This window comes from Streptomyces sp. WAC 01529, from assembly GCF_003945545.1.
GTDB lineage: Bacteria > Actinomycetota > Actinomycetes > Streptomycetales > Streptomycetaceae > Streptomyces > Streptomyces anatolicus.
In genome coordinates this window covers 3,222,669-3,242,013 of sequence record NZ_CP029617.1, presented here as the reverse complement: position 1 = coordinate 3,242,013, position 19,345 = coordinate 3,222,669, and the positions used below count along the sequence as shown (strand labels likewise).

Annotated in this window: 15 protein-coding genes; 5 read left to right on the top strand and 10 right to left on the bottom strand. The window is 71.7% G+C overall.

Annotated elements, in window-relative coordinates; translation table 11 throughout:
* Positions 1-2: 2 nt before the first annotated feature.
* Positions 3-1,199: a dipeptidase gene (locus DMA15_RS14460; protein WP_125513155.1), complete on the bottom strand. Its 1,197-nt coding sequence runs from the start codon at positions 1,197-1,199 to the stop codon at positions 3-5.
* A 170-nt stretch (positions 1,200-1,369) separates the two neighbouring features.
* On the bottom strand, positions 1,370-2,710 hold the full coding sequence (locus DMA15_RS14455; RefSeq protein WP_125513154.1) for an LCP family protein: 1,341 nt from the start codon (positions 2,708-2,710) through the stop codon (positions 1,370-1,372).
* 128 nt (positions 2,711-2,838) lie between these two features.
* Here DMA15_RS14455 and DMA15_RS14450 point away from each other — a divergent pair, with 128 nt between their 5' ends.
* A complete protein-coding gene (locus tag DMA15_RS14450; RefSeq protein ID WP_125513153.1) occupies positions 2,839-3,387 on the top strand; it encodes an acyl-CoA thioesterase in 549 nt (182 codons plus the stop codon).
* A 92-nt stretch (positions 3,388-3,479) separates the two neighbouring features.
* On the opposite strand, the gene DMA15_RS14445 is transcribed toward DMA15_RS14450, so the two are convergent.
* Complete coding sequence (locus DMA15_RS14445) at positions 3,480-4,964, bottom strand: LCP family protein (protein WP_240659792.1); 1,485 nt, start codon at positions 4,962-4,964, stop codon at positions 3,480-3,482.
* 150 nt (positions 4,965-5,114) lie between these two features.
* Here DMA15_RS14445 and DMA15_RS14440 point away from each other — a divergent pair, with 150 nt between their 5' ends.
* On the top strand, positions 5,115-6,152 hold the full coding sequence (locus DMA15_RS14440; RefSeq protein ID WP_125513152.1) for a glycosyltransferase family 2 protein: 1,038 nt from the start codon (positions 5,115-5,117) through the stop codon (positions 6,150-6,152).
* Between the two features lie 46 nt (positions 6,153-6,198).
* Here DMA15_RS14440 and DMA15_RS14435 read toward each other — a convergent pair whose 3' ends face one another.
* The 4 genes from DMA15_RS14435 to DMA15_RS14420 all read right to left on the bottom strand — a co-directional run bounded on the left by DMA15_RS14435 (position 6,199) and on the right by DMA15_RS14420 (position 12,227).
* Entirely contained in the window at positions 6,199-7,878 is a 1,680-nt protein-coding gene (locus DMA15_RS14435) for an LCP family protein (protein WP_125513151.1), read from the bottom strand.
* Positions 7,879-7,979: 101 nt separating this feature from the next.
* Complete coding sequence (locus tag DMA15_RS14430) at positions 7,980-9,734, bottom strand: LCP family protein (RefSeq protein ID WP_125513150.1); 1,755 nt, start codon at positions 9,732-9,734, stop codon at positions 7,980-7,982.
* A 225-nt stretch (positions 9,735-9,959) separates the two neighbouring features.
* On the bottom strand, positions 9,960-11,039 hold the full coding sequence (locus DMA15_RS14425) for an LCP family protein (RefSeq protein ID WP_346428946.1): 1,080 nt from the start codon (positions 11,037-11,039) through the stop codon (positions 9,960-9,962).
* Positions 11,040-11,474: 435 nt separating this feature from the next.
* Complete coding sequence (locus DMA15_RS14420) at positions 11,475-12,227, bottom strand: TIGR03089 family protein (protein ID WP_125513149.1); 753 nt, start codon at positions 12,225-12,227, stop codon at positions 11,475-11,477.
* 137 nt (positions 12,228-12,364) lie between these two features.
* On the opposite strand from DMA15_RS14420, the gene DMA15_RS14415 reads away from it, so the two are divergent.
* From DMA15_RS14415 to DMA15_RS14405, 3 genes are all read left to right on the top strand, one after another.
* Positions 12,365-13,810 carry an N-acetylmuramoyl-L-alanine amidase gene (locus DMA15_RS14415; protein ID WP_125513148.1) on the top strand — a complete coding sequence of 482 codons (1,446 nt, stop codon included), beginning with the start codon at positions 12,365-12,367 and terminating at the stop codon, positions 13,808-13,810.
* A gap of 105 nt (positions 13,811-13,915) precedes the next feature.
* Positions 13,916-14,998: an NDP-sugar synthase gene (locus tag DMA15_RS14410; RefSeq protein ID WP_125513147.1), complete on the top strand. Its 1,083-nt coding sequence runs from the start codon at positions 13,916-13,918 to the stop codon at positions 14,996-14,998.
* Between the two features lie 38 nt (positions 14,999-15,036).
* Positions 15,037-16,032: a DNA-3-methyladenine glycosylase 2 family protein gene (locus DMA15_RS14405; RefSeq protein ID WP_125513146.1), complete on the top strand. Its 996-nt coding sequence runs from the start codon at positions 15,037-15,039 to the stop codon at positions 16,030-16,032.
* Between the two features lie 159 nt (positions 16,033-16,191).
* Here DMA15_RS14405 and DMA15_RS14400 read toward each other — a convergent pair whose 3' ends face one another.
* Genes DMA15_RS14400 through DMA15_RS14390 form a run of 3 tightly spaced genes read right to left on the bottom strand, consistent with a single transcriptional unit; the run spans position 16,192 to position 19,029 of the window.
* A complete protein-coding gene (locus tag DMA15_RS14400; protein ID WP_125513145.1) occupies positions 16,192-17,526 on the bottom strand; it encodes a coenzyme F420-0:L-glutamate ligase in 1,335 nt (444 codons plus the stop codon).
* Positions 17,523-18,479: a 2-phospho-L-lactate transferase gene (gene cofD / locus DMA15_RS14395; protein ID WP_125513144.1), complete on the bottom strand. Its 957-nt coding sequence runs from the start codon at positions 18,477-18,479 to the stop codon at positions 17,523-17,525. The genes DMA15_RS14400 and cofD overlap by 4 nt, the downstream gene beginning before the upstream one ends.
* A 34-nt stretch (positions 18,480-18,513) precedes the next feature.
* Positions 18,514-19,029: a cysteine dioxygenase family protein gene (locus tag DMA15_RS14390; protein ID WP_125513143.1), complete on the bottom strand. Its 516-nt coding sequence runs from the start codon at positions 19,027-19,029 to the stop codon at positions 18,514-18,516.
* Positions 19,030-19,345: the final 316 nt, after the last annotated feature.

Genomic DNA, 19,345 nt, shown 5'->3' with positions numbered 1-19,345 from the left:
GGTCAGCCGTCCAGGTGCTCTATCGTCGCCGTCGAAGCCGTCCTGCGCTCCCGCGTGGCCCGTGCCGTGAAGTCGGCGCCACGCAGGGCGCGTTGGACGTTGCCCCAGGTGAGCAGCGCCAAGTCGGCCTCGGACCAGCCGCGTTCGATCAGCTCGGCGATCAGTCGCGGGTAACCCGACGGATCGGCGAGGTCGTCCGGATGCTCGTCCGGGGTGTCGTACGTCCCCGAGAGGCCGACGCACTCCGGCCCCGCGACGCCGCGTACGTGATCGAGGTGGTCCGCCACGTCGCGCACCGAGGGACCGGTCCGCTCCGCGGCCAGCGGCACCAGGCACAGGCCCTTGGCGGCACCCACCTCGGTGAGCAGTTCGTCGGAGAGGTTGTCCGGGTGGTCGCGCACGGCACCGGCCCCGGACCGGGTGAAGATCACCGGCGCCTTGGAGATGGCGAGCACGCGCCGCACGGTCGCCTCGGAGGCGCCGGAGAGGTCGGCGAGGACGCCGAGCCGGTTCATCTCCCGTACGACCTCCTCGCCGAACGCGCTCAGCCCGGACGCGCCCGCCCAGGACGTGCCGCAGAGGGTCACCGCGCACACGCCCAGGCTGTGCAGCGCGCGCAGCGTGCCCAGCGAGTCGCCGAGCGCGGCGCCCCGGGCGGGGCCGATCAGCGTGGCGATGCGGCCGCAGTTGCGGGCATCGGTGGCCTCGGAGGCGTCGCGGGCAAGGCGCAGCCCCTCGGAGTGGGCGCCGACCACGTGCTTCACGAGGTCGATCTGTTCGAGCGTCGCCCGCACGACCCGGTCGGCGCCGAGCCAGTCGGGCACGTGTACGGACCAGAACTGCGCCCCGACCCGCCCGGCGCGCAGCCGCGGCAGGTCGCTCTCCAGGCCGCTGTCGCCGGTCTCGAAGTCGTACCAGGGAAGGTCGCGCAGCGCTCCCGGCAGACCGCTGTACCCGTCGGCTACGGGATGCGCGGTGAGCACGGCCCGGGCCCGCGCGAGCGGATCGTCGGCGTGCAGCGAGTCGGCATCGGGCTCGACATCGGACTCGACATCGGGCTCAGCATCGGACTCGGCGTCGGGACCGAGCCCGGGCTCCCCTTCGGGAAGCGGCTCGGCGTGAGGGTCGGGCCGTGCGGGGGACTGGTCGAGTTCCCCCGCCTCGGCGGTGGCGTTGATCTCGTCCTGTAGGTCTGCCATGGCAGGGCTCCGGACATCGGCGGCGGCAGCAGTTCGCACCACCGTGGCACGCCGGAGCCGCAGGTTCGCGCCGGGCGGGCCCGTTCGGGGTACGCCACTTCCGAGCGCGTCCCCGGCCCGCGACCCAAGCCGCCCCCGGCCCGCGGCCCAAGCCACCCCGGCCCGCGGCCTCAGCCCCCCTCGACCGTCACCTTCTCGTCGTTGTTGAGCTGATTGACGAGCTGCTTGACCTTGGCCTTGTCCCACAGGAGATTGCCGCCGGACGTGCCCGCGAGCGGCATGTTCATGGACTTGCCGTCGCCGCCCGTGACGCCCTTCATCGCCCAGAACATGGACGCCACGTCCATCAGGCCCATGTCCTTGTCGACGATCAGCGTGTCCAGGCCCGCGCCCATCGTGGGGTAGAGCTTGAACGGGTTCATGACGGTCCCCGGCGTCGCCGCCTGGTTGGCGAGGGCCGCGAGGAACTTCTGCTGGTTCTTCGTACGGTCCAGGTCGCTGCCCGGGAGCGCGTACCGCGTACGGACGAAGGCGAGCGCCTGCTCGCCGTCGAGCGTCTGCTTGCCCGCCTCGAAGTCGGCGCCGGACTTCTTGTCCTTGAAGCCCTTGGGGATGTCCATCTCCACGCCGCCGACCGCGTCCACGATCTTGGCGAAGCCGCCGAAGCCGATCTCGGCGTAGTGGTCGATGCGCAGTCCGGTGTTGTACTCGACGGTCCGCACGAGCAGCTCGGGGCCGTCCTCCGCGTACGCGGCGTTCAGCTTCACCTGGCGGCCCTGGTTCGGGTAGAGCTTGCCGGACTCGGCGCCCTTGAAGGACGGGATCGTCACGTTCGAGTCGCGCGGCAGCGAGATCATCGTGTTCCCGCCGTCGTCCGCGACGTGCAGGATCATCATCGAGTCCGTGCGCTTGCCCTCGGCGGAGCCCGTGTGGAGCTTCTTCTTCTCCTCGTCGGACATGCCCTCACGGCTGTCCGAGCCCACGATCAGGTAGTTCGTGCCCGCGCCGCCCTCGGGCCGCTCGATGACCTTGGAGAGGTCGACCTCGCGCTTGAGCTTGCCGTCGGCCCAGAAGTACGTGGCGACGGACGTCACGAGCAGCACGGACACGAGGGTGATCGAGCCGATCTTGATGCGGCGCCGCCAGTTCGGCGCGGGGCGCGCGGTGCGCGGCGGCTGGCCGTCGCCGCCCCGGCCGGCGCCGGCGGGCTGGCCGTAGACCTGGCCGGTGTTGTAGCCGCTGTCGTAGCTCTGCCCGTACGCGTCCCGGCGCGGGGTGCGCGGCTCGAAGACCTCGTCGCGGGCGTCGCCGTACGGCTGGCCGTTCCCGTACGCGTCGCCGTACTCGTCGTACGAGGGCTGCTGCGGGACACCGCCCGGCGGCGGTCCGGCGGGGCGGGTGGGCCCCCCGCGCTGGACGTGCCGCATCACGCGGGCGCCGTCGGGCTGGGAGTCCCCGCTGCCGCGGCCGTAGCCACGGCCGCCCGCCTGATCGTCTGGCCAATCGCTCATGTGGCCCAGTGTGCTATGCCGGAGCGCGCGGCATACAGGCGGTCGGGATTTCGGGCCAGGGCTGTTGCAGAGCTGATGCAAAGCGCCCGGGGAAGGTTCGCTCACACGTCCGGCATAGGCTGGAGGGCATGACAGATCAGGCCCCCCGTCTGGAATCGGAGATTCCGGGCAAGCCGACCTCGGCGTCCCGCACCACGCTCAGCCACATCATGACCCACGCCGACACCAACCTCCTCGGCACGGTGCACGGCGGTGTGATCATGAAACTGGTGGACGACGCGGCGGGAGCCGTCGCCGGGCGCCACTCGGGCGGGCCCGCGGTCACCGCGTCGATGGACGAGATGGTCTTCCTGGAGCCGGTCCGTGTAGGAGACCTCGTCCATGTGAAAGCCCAGGTGAACTGGACCGGACGCAGCTCCATGGAGGTCGGCGTCCGGGTCCTGGCCGAGCGCTGGAACGAGTCGACGCCCGCGCAGCAGGTGGGCTCCGCCTACCTCGTCTTCGCCGCGGTCGACGCCGACGGCAAGCCCCGTACGGTCCCGCCGGTCCTCCCGGAGACGGACCGCGACCGCCGCCGCTACCAGGAGGCCCAGATCCGCCGCACGCACCGCCTCGCCCGCCGCCGGGCGATCAAGGAGCTGCGCGAGGCACGGGCCGCGGAGGGCTTCGACGACTGAGGCCCCGGGGCCCGTCTCCAGGAGGCGGCCACGCCCCCGGGTCCCGGCACCAAGCGGCGGCCACGCCCTCGGGGCCCGGCACCAAGCGGCGGCTAAGGGCAGACCACCTGGTCGCCCGTGACCACCCCGAACTCCCCTTGCAGCTCGTCCTCCGCCCGCACCGGCCGCACCGCCTTGAAGTCCGTCCCCGCGGTCACCTTCAGCGTCGCCCCCAGCCCGTCCACCCTGCGCATCTCGCAGCCCGGCAGGGCCGTCGCGAGGGACTTCGCCGAGCGGTCCCAGCGCGGGTCGTAGGCGACGACGGTCCGCGGCGCCGGAGCCCTCGCCGCGTTCGGCACGTCCGCGGGCAGCCCCGTCGTACGGAACCCGGTCGCCCGCAGCTCCGCGTCGACCCGCTTGCCGAGCCCCGGCGTCCCCGTGCCGTTGTCCACCTGCACCCGGATCTGCTGCGGCGAGACGTCCACCAGCGCGTGCTTGGACCTGACGCGGTGCGGCGCGAGCGGCCGGTCCTCGCGCAGGGCCTTGAAGAGCTTCGCGGACTTCTCCGGGTGCCACTTCAGCGTCGAGCCGATGCCCGGCAGGACCTGCCCCCTGTCGCTCAGCGGCACGGTCGTGAACTCCGACGACGACGGCGAGAAGCCCCGCATCGCCCGCCCGAGGTCCAGCATGTCGCTCGTCCCGAAGCCCTTGTCCGCCCGCACCGAGCCGAGCAGCGTCAGCGTCACGTCACGGAACTTGACCGGATTCAGCAGCACGCCGCTGCTGGTCGCCTTCGCGATGAGCGCCGCGAGGAACCGCTGCTGGCGGTGCATCCGGCCGAGGTCGGAGGCCCCGTCGACATAGCGCGAACGTACGTACTGAAGCGCCTCGCCGCCGTTCATGGCGTGCGTGCCGACCGCCAGGTTGAGGCCCGTGTGCGAGTCCTTCAGCGGCTTGGCCGTGCAGATCTCCACGCCGCCGAGCACGTCGACGGTCTTGATGAAGCTGGTGAAGTCGACCTCCAGATAGTGGTCGATCTTGACCTTCGTCATGTGCTCGACGGTCCGCACCGTGAGGTTCGGCCCGCCCTCCGCGTACGCCGCGTTGATCTTGTTGGGGTGCGCGCGGTGCTGCTTGCCGCTGTTCTGGTCGGTGTGCGGGGGCAGATCGGCGTACGAGTCACGGGGCAGGCTCACGACGCTCGCGCGGTCCCTGTCCTCCGAGATGTGCACGATCATGATCGTGTCCGTGCAGTGGCAGGGCGCGCCGCCCAGGCGGTACTTCTGCTTGTCCTCCGGGGTGATCTTGTCGCGGCCGTCGGTGCCGACGAGCAGGACGTTCATGCCGTTGCCGGAGGCCGGCCGGTTCTTCATGTCCCTGAAGGCGTCCACCCGCTTGATGCCGGTGTCGAGGCTGGTGACCACCGTGTGCCCGATCCCGGCCGCCGCGAGCACCGCCACGGAGCACGTGGTCGCCACCCGCATCGCCCAGCGCGGCCGCCGCTTGCCCCGCCCCGCGGTCCTGCGCGCGGGCGGCCTGCGGCCCTGCGGATGCGGGCGGCGCGGCGGGGGAGCGGGGTAGCGGGGCGGTGGGGGCACGTGGGGGACACCTCCGCGGAGACGGGCTTGGCTGGGGGTGGGTGGCGGCCTGGGGGACCCGAGAAACGTAAGCCCATACGAAATGCGGCCCGGGGTAGCGACCCGGACGGCGCGCGTCCGTGTCCCCCATTCGCGGTAACGTGACGCGTGATGAACGCGAAGTCTGAGGCGCAGCCGCCCGCCGTATCCGTGATCATGCCCGTCCTCAACGAGGAGCGGCATCTGCGCGAGGCCGTCCACGCGATCCTGCGTCAGGAGTACGCGGGTGAGATGGAGGTCGTCGTCGCCCTCGGCCCCTCCACCGACCGCACGGACGAGATCGCCGCGGAGCTGGTCAGGGAAGACCCGAGGGTGCACACGGTCCCCAATCCGACGGGGCGCACGCCGGCGGCGCTGAACGCCGCGATCAAGGCCTCGCGTCACCCGATCGTGGTGCGCGTGGACGGCCACGCCGCGCTCTCGCCGGGCTACATCACGACCGCCGTCCGCCTCCTGGAGGAGACCGGCGCGATGAACGTCGGCGGCATCATGCACGCCGAGGGCCAGAACGACTGGGAGTACGCGGTCGCCGCCGCCATGACGTCGAAGATCGGCGTGGGCAACGCCGCCTTCCACACCGGCGGCGAGGCCCAGCAGGCCGAGACGGTCTATCTGGGCGTCTTCCGCCGCGAGGCCCTCGAACAGCAGGGCGGTTACAACGAGGAGTTCATCCGCGCCCAGGACTGGGAGCTGAACTTCCGCATCCGCGAGGCCGGCGGCCTGATCTGGTTCTCGCCCGACCTGCTCGTCTCCTACCGCCCGCGGCCGAGCGTGAAGGCGCTGGCCAAGCAGTACAAGGACTACGGCCGCTGGCGGCACGTCGTCGCCCGCTACCACGCGGGCTCCATCAACCTGCGCTACCTCGCGCCGCCGACCGCGCTCTGCGCCATCGCGGCGGGCCTGGTGGTCGGCGCGGCGCTCACGCCGTGGGGCTTCGTGATCCCCGGCGGCTACCTCGCGGCGATCACCGCGGGCTCCGTCCCCGCGGGCAAGGGCCTGCCGCTGAAGGCGCGCCTCCAGATCCCGGTGGCGCTGGCGACCATGCACATGTCGTGGGGCTGGGGCTTCCTCACCAGCCCGCGCTCGCTGGCCAGGAAGGTCATCGCCTCGCGCCGCCCGGCCGTCCTGGGGGAGACCCAGGAGGCCTGAACGGCCCCTCGCGTGCGCGGGGGGCCACCCTCGGGGGCCGGCGGGGCTACCAGGTGAAGTCCGGGTCCACCTTCATGCAGGCCTTCTTGTCGGAGCCGCTGAGCGCGTCCGCCGACTCCGGCGTCCTGTCGTCCTTCTTCGGCGCCTTGGGCGGCTTCTCGCCCTCGCGCCAGTCGGCGCCGACGACCAGCGTGACACCGGAGACGTCCGTCGACTTCTTCACCGAACTGAGCGGAAGGCCCAGCGACTTGGCGACCCGCTGGGCGTCGCCCTCCAGCTCGGCGCTGGGGTAGCGGATGACCGTCCTGTCCTCGGTCAGGACGGTCGTCGTGTCCGGGGTCGCCTTGGTGAAGCCCTTGCCGGTGAGGAGCTGCGCCACCGTGTTCGCCCGGCCGGACGCCGGGGGCTCGGTGGCGGTCCGCGTGCCGTTCTGGACCTGGATCCCGATCTGGGCGTCGTCGGCCGCCGGATCGTCCGAGAGCTTCTCCTTGGCCGGCTTCTTCCTGCCCTTTCCGTCCAGCGGGATGTCGTCGCGCACGAGCCGGAAGAGCTGCTCGGCATCGCCGGGCTTGGGGATGACGCGGGCGCCGACGTACTCGAAGGGCATGGTCGTCATCGTCGTACGTGACGGGGAGACCTTCTTCAGCTCGTTGCCGAGGTCGTAGAGCTTCTTGATCGTGCCGAGGCCGTCGTCGACCTTCAGCGCGTTCGTCGCCTCCTCGGCGAGCTTGCGCAGCTGGTTGGGGCTGGTCAGGCCGGTGTTCTCGCGGAGCTTGCGGACCAGCGCGTTCATGTACATGTGCTGGGCCTTGGCGCGGCTTATGTCGGTGCCGCCCTCGAAGCCGTAGCGGGTGCGCAGCCACTGCAGGGCCTGCTCGCCCTTGACCTCCGTGGTGCCCTTCTCCAGCTTCAGACCGGAGCCGTGGCCCTGGTTGTCGCGCGAGTGGATGTTCTTGTCCACGCAGACGGGTACGCCGCCGATGGCGTCCGCCATGGAGACCACACCCGCGAAGTCGACCATCATGAAGTGGTCGATGTGGATGTTGGTGAGCTTCTCCCAGGTGGCGACCGTGCAGCCGGGCCCGCCGCGGCCGAGGGACTGGTTCGTCATGGTCCGCGGGCCGGTCTGCGGATAGACCTTGCCGTCGTCCGGGTCGGTGCACTTGGGGATCTGCAGCAGGGTGTCGCGCGGCATGCTGATCACCGACATGTTGCTGCGGTCGGCCGAGAGGTGCAGCAGCATCTGGACGTCCGCGAGCGGCGGTGAGCCGAAGGTGTCCTTGGCGCCGCCGAGCTTCTGGTTCTCCTTGGAGTCCCGGGCGTCGGAGCCGATGAGCAGGATGTTGAGCGGCGTCTGGCCCGCGGCGTTGGGCGTGGGCTCGGGGGCCCGGTGCTCGCCGAGGTTCAGGTCGTCCGTCTCCAGGTTGCCGTTGAGGTGCTGGTAGTACAGGTATCCGGCGCCGGCCGTGCCGAGTATCAGTACCGAGAGGATCGTCGCCGACCAGCGCAGGACGCGGCGCTTGCGGCGCGGCGGGCGTGCGGTGCCGCCCGAGCCGCGGCGCCGGCGCCGGTGGCCGGGCGGGCGCGCCGCGGGGGGCGTGGCGGTGTCCGCCGACGGCTCCCCGGGGGGTGCGCCGTCCTGGTGCGGGCCGTCGTCCCAGCCGTGATCACTTGCGTGCGGGGCACGCTGTCGCGCCCCCTCCTTACGCACGCTGTTCTGCCTCATCCCCAGCCCCTCCCCGCCCCGTTCCCGAACTGCGGCCGCTCCGCGACGCCTTGGTGCTTCTGCCCTTGGCGCATTGTTAGACGCGAAACGACCGCTTCAGGTCACTTGGCACACACAGTCTTGTCGGCTTCGACCTTCTGAACCCCGTCCGGCGCCTTCGACGGCGGGGCGATGGGGACCCCCGCGCCCTCGAAGTCGCCGCCGAGCGTCAGCTTCATGGCCGGGAGGCCCTGTGCGTTCTTCTCGCTCTTGCCCGGCTTCAGGGCGGAGGCGGGCAGACCCATGATCTCGGCGAGCCGTCGGGCCTGGTCCGCCTGGGCCGGTCCGTACTCCAGCGTGGTCTTCTTGATGACCGAGGGCGCGTTCCCCTGCTGGCTGGACTTGAGCACGCCCTCAGTGTTCTGCAGCCAGGTGAGAGTTGTCTGAGCGGCGCCGGTCTTGCCACTGCCGTTGTAGATGTCGACCCGCACGTCGGAGGGGTCGGCCTTGGGGCCCTTCAACCGGGCGGCCACCGCGGCCTTCTCCTTCTTCTCCTTCTTCTTCACCGCGGTCAGCGACTGGTCGGCGCGGAGCATCGCGAAGAGCGGGTCGGCCTTGGGCGGGTCGGGCACGACCGTGATGGGGGTCTTCTCGGCGGGGTTGTCCTTGACCGGCAGCGTGGCGAAGGTCAGGTTCTTCATGTCGAGCTTGCCCAGCTCCATGCCGAGGTCACGGAGCTTCATGATGTCCGCGATCGTGGAGTCGACGGTGAGCGCTTTGGTGCCGGCCTCCGCCAGGGAGAACATCTTCTTCGGATTGGTCAGGGTGTCGCTCGACTTCAGCTTGCGCATCAGCGCGCTGAGGAACTGCTGCTGGAGCGCGATGCGGCTCAAGTCGCCGCCGTTGCCCACCGTGTGCCGGGTGCGCACGAACGCGAGCGCCTTCTCGCCCTCGATCGTGTGCTTGCCCTTGGACAGCTTCAGATGGGACTTGGGGTCGTCGATGTCCTTGGCGAGGCAGACCTCCACGCCGCCGACCGCGCTGGAGAGCGTCTTGACCGCGTTGAAGTCGGCCACCATGAAGTGGTCGAGCTTTATCCCGGTGATCTTCGTGACCGTGCGCATCGTGCAGCTCGGCGTGCGGTCGTTCTGGCCGAGGCTTTCGTTGAAGCGGACGTTCGTCGACCCCGGGATGGTCTTCTTGCTGCCGTCCTTCATGGTGGTGGGGCAGTCCGGGATGTCCGTGATCATGTCGCGCGGGATGCTCAACGCGGTCGCGTTCGTACGGTCCTTGGAGACGTGCAGCAGGATCGTGGTGTCCGCGTGGCCGAGGCTGCCCTCGTCGCCGTAGCCCTTGTTGCCGTCGCCGCTGCGCTTGTCGGTGCCGACCACCAGGATGTTGATGGCCCGGTCCTTGCTGAAGCCGCCGGTGCCCGCGCCGTCGTCGTTGATCGACGTGATGTTGTCGTTGAGGTGCTGGTAGTACAGATAGCCGCCGACACACCCCGTGACCAGCAAGAACGCCAGGGTGCCGCCGGTCCACACCAGGACCTTCTTGCCCTTGGACTTCCGCGGCCGCTGCTTGCGCCTGCCGCCGCCGGTCGTCTCCGGCTCCTTGACGCGGCGCCTGCGCTGCCCGGGCACCTCGCGGCGCTCGTCGCGCTCACCCTGGCGCGGGCGCTCGCGGTCGCGCCCCGGCGCGGGGCGGCCTCGCCCTCCCTGGCGGGGGGCGTCGGCCCTGCGGGGTCCAGGCACCGTCGACTGTCCTTGCCCTGCGGAGGGGCTCAGTCGCAGTTCGTAGTCACCGGTGTCCGGGTTGAGTACCCACTGGTCTGCGGGGTCGATGTTCTCAGCCCGCCCACGGCCTTGCGCGTCCACGGTTGTTTGCGTCCTCCGTCGGGGCCACGCGGCGCCTTACCCCCTCAAGAAGGCGCTCGGTCAGTCGTTCCAGCGGTGCGCGGCCGAGAGGGCCCGGCGCACCGGATCGCTCACACTATCCGCCCAGTTCAGCGCCCGACGACGCCGGTGACAAATTCCACTCCCCTACAACTGGGCAATCCGCCCTATTTCCAGGTCGAAGGCGGCCTTCCCTTGAGGATCGCTTTACTCGCAGGCGGCCTCCGCCGCGGTGTTGCCCCGGAATGTCGGGGCGGGCGACGGCGTATGGGAAGGGTCGTCCGGCTTCCCGTCGCTGTCCGCCTGTTGCTGGGCCGGCGCCGGTTTCTCGGGCTTCTCCGGGATCACCTGGACCGGGCTGTCGGTGCGCAGGCGGGTGAAGAGCTGCTCGGCGGCGGGTTCCACCAGCTCGTCGCGGTTCGGGTCGTAGGTGTACGACTTCCGGGGGACGGTGAGGAACTGCACCCGTTCCGTGGGGATGTTGCGCATGCCGCGCACCAGTTCGTACAGGCCGCGCAGGCTCGCCAGGGCGGGGTCGGTCGTCAGCGAGGAGGTCGCCGCGTCGAGGACGGGGTAGAGCTTCGCCGGATTCAGCAGGACGTCATTGCTCTGCACCTTGTTGACGAGTGCGCCGAGGAACTCCTGCTGGCGGTCCATCCGCTCGGTGTCGCTGCCGTTGCCGAGGCTCTTGCGGGCGCGTACGTAGCCGAGGGCCTGTTCGCCGTCGAGGGTCCGGGGCCCGGGGGCGAGCCGTACGTGGGCGTCGTCGTCGTCGATGGGCGCCTTCAGGCACACCTCCACCCCGTCCACCGCGTCGACCATGTCCTTGAACCCCGCGAAGTCCACGACCATGTGGTGGTCGACGCGGATCCTGGTGAGCTTCTCGACGGTACGGATCGTGCAGGCCGTCCCGCCGAACTCGAACGCCCAGTTGAACTGGGCGAACTGGGCCCGCGTCCGTGAACCGTCCGGCCTGCGGCAGCCGGGAATGTCCACCATCAGATCGCGGGGTATCGACACGGCGGTCGCGCTCTGCCGGTCGGCGGCCAGGTGCAGCAGGATCGTGGTGTCCGAGCGCTGGGTGCCGGGATCCCTGCCGTACTTGCGGTTGGCGGGGCCCGCGCGGGTGTCGGAGCCGATGAGCAGGATGTTCTGGGCGTCGTGCACGAGTGGCGTCGGCCGCTCCTTCTCGAAGCGGGCCAGCTCGGCGGCGGCGTCGGTGTCCTTGGTGATGTTGCCGCTGAGCTTGCGGTAGGCGACCCAGCCCGCGCCGCCCGCGGCGAGCACCAGCATGGCGACCCCGAGGGCGAGCCCCCGCAGCCAGCGCCGCCTGCGCCGCACCGCGCCGGCCCCACTGGGGCTGGCGCCCGCCCCGGGCCCGTACGTCACCTCGGGACCCGGAGTCTCCTCCGTCCCGGAACCCGAGCCCGCGGTGTCGGTCACGTGTACGTCCACCCCTCATGGCTGCGTAGGTCCGTCATACGTCCCTTACGACCATGGCCCGCCCCACCGCCGGGGGCCTCTGGACCACCCCCAGACATAGCCCAGTCGAGTGACACCCCACAGAGGAGACGCCCCGTAAGGGGCGCGGGGAACTGCGCGCTCAGCCCCAACGCACCCGCAGCGAAGAACCGAGCGGAGGCGCCCCGTCAGGGGCGCGGGGAACGGCGCGACCAGCCACAACGAACCCGCACCAGACCCCGCCGCACCTACAAGGCAGCCTCACCGGACCGTAAGAGACACCCGCTCATCCACAACCCGCTTCGCCAGCGCCTCCTCCCCCAACCCCTCCAGGTGACGGCACAACACCACCGCCCCGCCCGCGGCCAGCGCCCCGTACAGCCCGGAACTCAGCCCCTCCCAGGACCCGTACGAAAGCCCGGAAAGCACCCGGGACCCACTCCCGAGCCCCATCCGCCCGGCGTCCGCACGGGCCCGCTCCACGACCTCCGCACCCGTCAGCTCCTCCCCGCCGACCACGAGGGAGACCTCATCCGGATCCACGGGGGCATACGGAACAAACCGGTCCCCCTGCCCCGGCACCTCGACCGCGTAATCGGCGAAGCCCTCCGGAGGCTGGGGGAAACGCCCCCCGAGCGGCCGCAACGCGAGCGCGACCCGCTCCCCGGAACAGGCCCGGGCCGCATCCAGGTCATCCGGCCCGCTGACGACGAGGTCGGCCGACGCGGGGTCACCGCCCACGTCCGCCACCACCCCCACCGACGAGCAGGCGAGCAGCCACACGGCCGTCTGCCAGTGCGCGGGCAGCAGCAGCACGGCCCGGTCGCCGGGCCCGGCGGCGAGATCGCCCTGGAGCAGATTGGCGGTCTTGGCCACCCAATTGGCGAAGGTGGCGACGGACAATTCCACGCGCTCACCCGTGGCGTCGTCGTAGAAGGTCACCAGGGGACGGCCGGGATCCGCGGCGAGCGCGGATCGCAGCAGGTCGGCAGGGGTGCGGTCGTTGGCGTTCACGGGCGCAAGGGTACGCGCGCACCCGCGCGCCCCCGGCGTGGCGGGGGAGCGCGGGCCGCCGGATCGGCCGCGCCGGGCCGACGGTCCGTCAATTCCCCAATGGACAGATATGTTCCGCTATGCCGACTATCGGACGTATGCGTGGATTCCTTGCTTCTTCGATCGGCGTCACCTGCGCGGCCGCACTGGCCCTGCCCCTCACCCTGCCGTCGACCACCGCCCGGGCCGCGACCCCCGGCGCGAAGACGGCCCCCACCACAAAGACGGCCCCAAGCACAAAGACGGCCCCCAGCACAAAGACAGCCGCCCCAAGCACAAAGGCGGCCCCGAACGCAAAGACGGCCCCCAGCGCCGAGGGCATCCCCGGCAGCACCCAGTCGCTGCCCCTCGCCCCCCTCGCCGCCGACCGCTCGGCCGCCCCCGCGGAGCGCGAACAGGGCCTGACCCGCCGCGACGTCCGCCCCTTCTCGCTGGTGGGCGTCGTCTGGGACGACCCGGCCGACGAACTGCACGGCACCGTCCAGGTCCGCACCCGCGCGACCGGCACCACCACCTGGTCCGGCTGGCAGGGCGTCGAGACGCACAACCACGAACACGCGGCCGACCCGGACACGATGGAGCGCGGCTCCGGCAGGCTCCGCGGCTCCACGGCCCCCCTGTGGGTCGGCGACTCCGACGGCGTGGAGATCCGCGTACGCGCCGAGAGCGACCGGCGCGCGGGCCACGCCCCCGCCCTGCTCCCCGAGGGCCTGCGCCTGGAACTCGTGGACCCGGGCGACGAACCCCCGCCGCGCGGCGGCCCGGCCGAGGTGCCGCGCGCCACCGCCATGTCCGCCGAGGCCGCCGCCGCCTCGGCCGTCAACGCGGACCTCGCCCCGCTCGACGCCGCCGTGATCCCGGAGCTGACCAAGCGGCAGACGGAGGCGGACCTGATCGCCGCCCGCGGCGGCCGCGAGGTGGTCGGCAAGGTAAGGCCCTACATCGGCCCGCGCCCGCGCATCACCACGCGCAAGGGCTGGGGCGCCGACGAACGGATCCGCGAGCGGGACTTCGCGTACACCAGGACCGTGAAGGCCGCCTTCGTGCACCACAGCGCATCCGGCAACAACTACCGCTGCTCAGAGGCGGGATCCGTGCTGCGCAGCATCTACCGCTACCACGTCAGGAGCAGCGGCTGGCGCGACTTCGGCTACAACTTCGCGGTCGACAAGTGCGGAAACATCTACGAAGGACGTGCCGGAGGTGTGGCCAAGCCCGTCCTCGGGGCCCACACTCGCGGTTTCAACGCGAACAGCACAGGCATCGCCGTCCTCGGCACGTACAGCAGCGCCAACCCGCCGAAGGCGGCCGTGACCGCGATCGCCCGGCTGACCGCGTGGAAGCTCGGCCTGTACGGCGCCAACCCGCGCGGTACTACCTACCTGAAGTCCGGTGGTGGCAACCTGTTCAAGAAAGGCAGGAACGTCCGCCTCCGAGTGATCTCCGGACACCGTGACGGATTCGCCACCGACTGCCCCGGCAGCCGCCTGTACGACAAGCTCGGCAAAGCCCGGTCCTCCTCCGCCCGCATGCAGGGCCGCTGAGGCCCGGTCGCACTGTACGAACTGCACGATCTGCACATCCGTCTGCATACACTGGCCGGCCGAAACCCAAGTTCGGCCGGCCCCAGCAGGAAGCAGAGACGACAGGTGACAGAAGCGATCCTCCTGGTCGGCGGCAAGGGAACCCGGCTGCGACCGCTCACGGTCCACACCCCCAAGCCGATGGTTCCGGCGGCGGGCGTCCCGTTCCTCACCCACCAGCTGGCGCGGGCCCGCGCGGCGGGCGTGGAACACATCGTCCTCGCCACCTCCTACCTCGCCGAGGTCTTCGAGCCGCACTTCGGCGACGGCTCGGCGCTCGGCCTCCACATCGAGTACGTCACGGAGACCGAGCCCCTCGGCACGGGCGGCGCCATCCGCAATGTGGCCTCGCACCTGCGTTCGGGCCCCGACGAGCCCGTCCTGATCTTCAACGGCGACATCCTCACGGGCCTGGACATCCGTGCCCTGGTCGACACCCACCGGACGTCCGGCGCCGATGTCTCGCTGCATCTGACCCGGGTCGAGGACCCGAGGGCGTACGGCCTCGTCCCCACCGACGCGACCGGCCGGGTCACCGCCTTCCTGGAGAAGCCGCAGACTCCCGAGGAGATCCTCACCGACCAGATCAACGCGGGCGCGTACGTCTTCCGCCGCTCGGTCATCGACACGATCCCCGAGGGCCGCCCCGTCTCGGTCGAACGGGAGACCTTCCCCGACCTCCTCGCCCACGGCGCCCATCTCCAGGGCATGGTCGACTCCACGTACTGGCTCGACCTGGGCACGCCCCAGGCGTTCGTCCGCGGCTCGGCGGACCTCGTCCTCGGCCGCGCGCCCTCCCCGGCGGTCCCGGGGCGCCGCGGCGAGAGCCTGGTCCTGCCCACCGCCTCCGTCGCCCCGGACGCCAAGCTCACCGGCGGCACGGTCGTCGGCGAGAACGCCCGCGTCGGCGAGGGCGCGCGGATCTCCGGCAGCGCGATCCTGGCCGGCGCGGTCGTCGAACCGGGCGCGGTGATCACGGACTCCCTCGTCGGCGCGGGCGCCCGCGTCGGGGCCCGCGCGGCGCTCTCCGGCGCGGTGATCGGCGACGGGGCGCGGATCGGCGCCGACAACGAACTGCGCGACGGCGTACGCGTCTGGTGCGGGGCCGAGCTGCCGCCGGGCGCCGTCCGCTTCTCCTCGGACCAGTAGCGCCCCGGCACGGTCGGCCGTCGCCTACCCTCATAAAGATGTCGTCCCGTTTCGCCCCGCGCCCCACTCGCACCACTGTGCGCGGTGGCGAAACAGCCGTACCGGCGGGCGTACCCCGCCAGCCCACGGCCCCCCGGACCCGTACGTGGAAGCCGCCGTTCCCTCTGGACCTCGGCGTGACCATCGGCCCCCTGCGGCGCGGCCCCGCGGACCCCACCTTCCGTACGACCCCCGACGGCTCGATCTGGCGTGCGAGCCGCACACCGGAGGGCCCCGGAACCCTCCGCCTGGCGCTGCGCTCCGGCACGGTGGAGGCGGAGGCGTGGGGCCCCGGCGCCGCCTGGTTCCTCGACCGCCTCCCGACGCTCCTCGGCGCGTCGGACGACCCTTCGGCGTTCGCGCCCCGCCACCGCCTGGTCGCCGCGACGGCCCGGCGCCGCCCGGGGCTGCGGCTGACGCGCACGGGCCTGGTCCTGGAGTCCCTGATCCCGTCGATCCTGGAGCAGAAGGTGACGGTGGACGAGGCCTACCGCGCCTGGCGCCTCCTGGTCCGCGCCCACGGCGAGCCGGCCCCCGGCCCGGCCCTCCATCTGTACGTGATGCCGGACCCCCGCACCTGGTCCCTGATCCCCTCCTGGGAGTGGCACAAGGCGGGCGTGGACAACAAGCGCGCCTCGACGATCCTGCGCGCGGTGAAGGTCGCCGCCCGCCTGGAGGAGGCGGCGACGATGGAACCCCTGAAAGCCCAGGCCCGCCTCGAACTGATCCCCGGTATCGGCCCCTGGACCTCGGCGGAGACCGTCCAGCGCAGCAACGGCGCCCCCGACGCGGTCACGGTCGGCGACCTCCACCTCCCGGGTATCGTGGGCCACGCCCTGGCGGACAACCGCGAAGCGGACGACGAGGCGATGCTGTCCCTCCTGACCCCCTACGAGGGCCAACGCCACCGAGCCACCCGCCTGATCCTCCTGAGCGGCCACACCCCACCCCGAAGAGCCCCCCGAATGCGCAGAACAAACATCGCCCTACTCTGACCCCCGCGCCCCGTAAGGGGCGCGGGGAACGGCGCGAGCAACCACAACAAACCCGCACGGAGGATCCGGCCCGGGGGCCCCGTAAGGGGCGCGGGGAACGGCGCGAGCAACCACAACAAACCCGCACCGAGACCCCACCCCAAGGCCCCCCGGCCAGCGTCAGCGCACAGTGACCACGCCAGCTATATCCCGCTCACCCCGAGCCGGAGGCTCCCCCGCCGGATGCCCCACGGCAACCGCCCCCATGGGATCCCAGCCCCCCGGCAGCCCAAGAACGTCCCGCACGACATCCCGGCAGAACATCGTCGAAGAAATCCACGCGGAGCCCAGCCGCTCCCCGGCCAACGCCACAAGGAAGTTCTGCACACCGGCCCCCGCCGAGACGACAAACATCTCCCGCTCCGCCGCGTCCCGCCGCGCGTCCCCGTACGCATGGGCCCCGTCCATCACCAGACAAGGCACCACCAGATAAGGCGCGTTACGCAGCACGTCCCCCCGCCGCACCCGCTTGGCGATCGCGGCCTCGGACCGCCCGTCCCGCCGGAGATCCGCGACCCACGCGTCCCGCATCGCGTCCAGCAACTCGCCCCGCGCCGCCGCGGACTCCACCAGCACGAACCGCCACGGAGTCGTGTGATGCGGCGCGGGCGCCGTGACCGCCGCGGCGACGGCCCGCCGCACGGCCCCGGGGTCGACCTCCTCGTCCGTGAACTCCCGCACGGTCCGCCGCAGCGTCACGGCCTCCCGCACCGCCTCGGACGTCCCGAGCCGGAACATGTCGTCCCGCGCCCCCCGCACCAACGCCCGCGCCCCCGCGTCCGCAGAGTCCCCCGCCCCGGAGCCGTCGCCCACGACATGGGCGAGCCCCCGCACCACTGCGACCGGCAGCCCCGCCGCCTTGCCCTTCACGAGATCCCCGGCCGCGGCCAGCTCATCGGCGGTGGCGACGACGGTCGCGCTCAGCGGATTGCCGTACGCGTCGACACCGCCCCGCAGATCGTCGAGGACCCGCACGCCCGCCGCCCCGATGGCCACATCGGTGAGCCCGGCCCGCCAGGGCCGCCCGAAGGTGTCGGTGACGACGACGCCCACGTCGACCCCCAGCGCGTCCCGCACCCCCTCCCGCAGGGCGCGAGCCGAGGCGTCGGGGTCCGAGGGGAGCAGCAGCACCGTCCCGGACGGAGTGTTCGACGCGTCGACCCCGGCCGCGGCCATCACGAGCCCCTGCCGGTTCTCGACGATCCGCAGGGTCCCGCGCCGCGCCACGACCCGCACGGTCTCCGCGTCGATGGCCGCCTCGCGGTCGCCCGCCTCGACGACCCGCCCCTCGGCCTTGCTGACGATCTTGGACGTGACGAGCAGGACGTCCCCGTCGGCGAGCCCCGGCTCGGCGGCCGCGATCAGCTTGGCGAGGTCGTCGCCCTCCCGCACCTCGGGCAGCCCGGGCACGGCCCACACCCGGAAGGACGGGCCCGCCCCGTCCGGCGGGGTCACGCCCGTACCTCCGAGGCGAGGGCGAGAGCCGCACGCGCCATCTCCGCCGCCGCGTCGATGTCGGTCATCATCAGGGGTATGGCCCGGCACCGGATGCCGGCGCTCTCCACCCGCTCCACCACGCCCTCGTCGACGCTGTCGACCAGCCATCCGTCGAGCAGCCCGCTGCCGTAGTGCTCGGCGACGGCGGCGGCGCTGGTCTCCACGCCGACGGCGGCGAGCACCTTGTCGGCCATGCCCCGCACGGGCGCGTCGCCGACGATGGGGGAGAGGCCGACCACCGGCACGCCCGCGTCGGCGATCGCCTCGCGGATGCCGGGCACGGCGAGGATGGTGCCGACGCTCACCACGGGGTTGGACGGCGGGAAGAGCACGACGTCGGCCTCGGCGATGGCCTCGAGGACGCCGGGCGCGGGCTTGGCCTGCTCGGCGCCGACCGGCACGATCGCGTGAGCGTCCACGGAGGCGCGCAGCCGCACCCAGTACTCCTGGAAGTGCACGGCCTTCTGCTCGCCGTCGAGTGTGACGGCGACATGCGTCTCCACGCGGTCGTCCGACATGGGGATGAGCCGCACCCCGGGCTGCCACCGCTCGCAGAGCGCCTGGGTGACGGCGCTGAGCGGATATCCGGCACCCAGCATCTGCGTGCGCACGATGTGCGTCGCGAAGTCGCGGTCGCCGAGTCCGAACCACTCGGGCCCCACGCCGTAGGCCGCCAGCTCTTCCTTGACCCTGAACGTCTCGTCCGTACGCCCCCAGCCCTGTTCCTCGTTGATGCCGCCGCCGAGCGTGTACATCACGGTGTCCAGGTCGGGGCAGACCTTCAGCCCGAACAGGTGAATGTCGTCACCGGTGTTGCCGATGACCGTGATGTCCGCGTCGGGCGCGGCCTTCTTGAGCCCGCGGAGAAAACGGGCGCCGCCGATGCCACCGGCCAGAACCACAATGCGCATGGTCCCCAGCATGTCAGGCGGGTACGACAGCGCGTCAGGCGGTTACGACATCCTCCGCGACGCCGTCCGCGGCGGTGGCCGCGCACCGGGCGGCGTGCATCGGCATCTCGGTCAGGCCGGGGTAGTAGACGTGCAGGCTGACGGCCGGTTCGAGGGAGTCGTTGACGACCTCGTGGACGTACCCCGGCGCGAAGACGCGCTGCGCGCCCGCGGCGAGCGCCCGCGTGCCCCGCTCGGTGTGCTCGGTCAACTCACCTTCGAGAAGCGTGAGGACGCCGGAGGAGCGGCCGTGGTCGTGCAGTCCGCTGCCCTGCCCGGGCACCCAGGAGAGCAGCCAGACCTCGTAGCCGGGCCCCGTGCGCAGGCGGTGGTACCAGCGGCTGGTGGCGTCGTACTGGACGAGGTGCTCCCACTGGGAGCGGTCGGCGGCGATGGTGCGGGCGAGGCCGACGAACTCGGCCACGGTGGCGGGGTGCTCGCGGGCGGGCTGCAGCAGGTGGGGGACTTCGAGGATGTCGCCGGCGATCTGGAGGTCGCTGTCGCTGTTCATCGTGCGGTGGTTCCTCAACGTAAGAGTGCTGGGGTGTCGCGAAGGATGGGTGGAGCGCGGAAAGGCAGCAGTGACGGGTCAGGCGGAAATGCGTGATGCGGGGAGAGCGGCTCGACAGCTGGATGGACTCAACAGCTGGAGCAGGAACAGCGACAGCGCGCGTGGGCAGCACCGATGGACCCGCTGGTGCGGGTCATCGAAAGAGCCAGGTTCGCGAGCATGCCCACCAGGACACCTGGTTACACCTTGACTGTCAACTCTATGTCCGAAATGTGGGATAGCTTTCACCTCATCCGGTTGTTCGGACAGGCGAAAG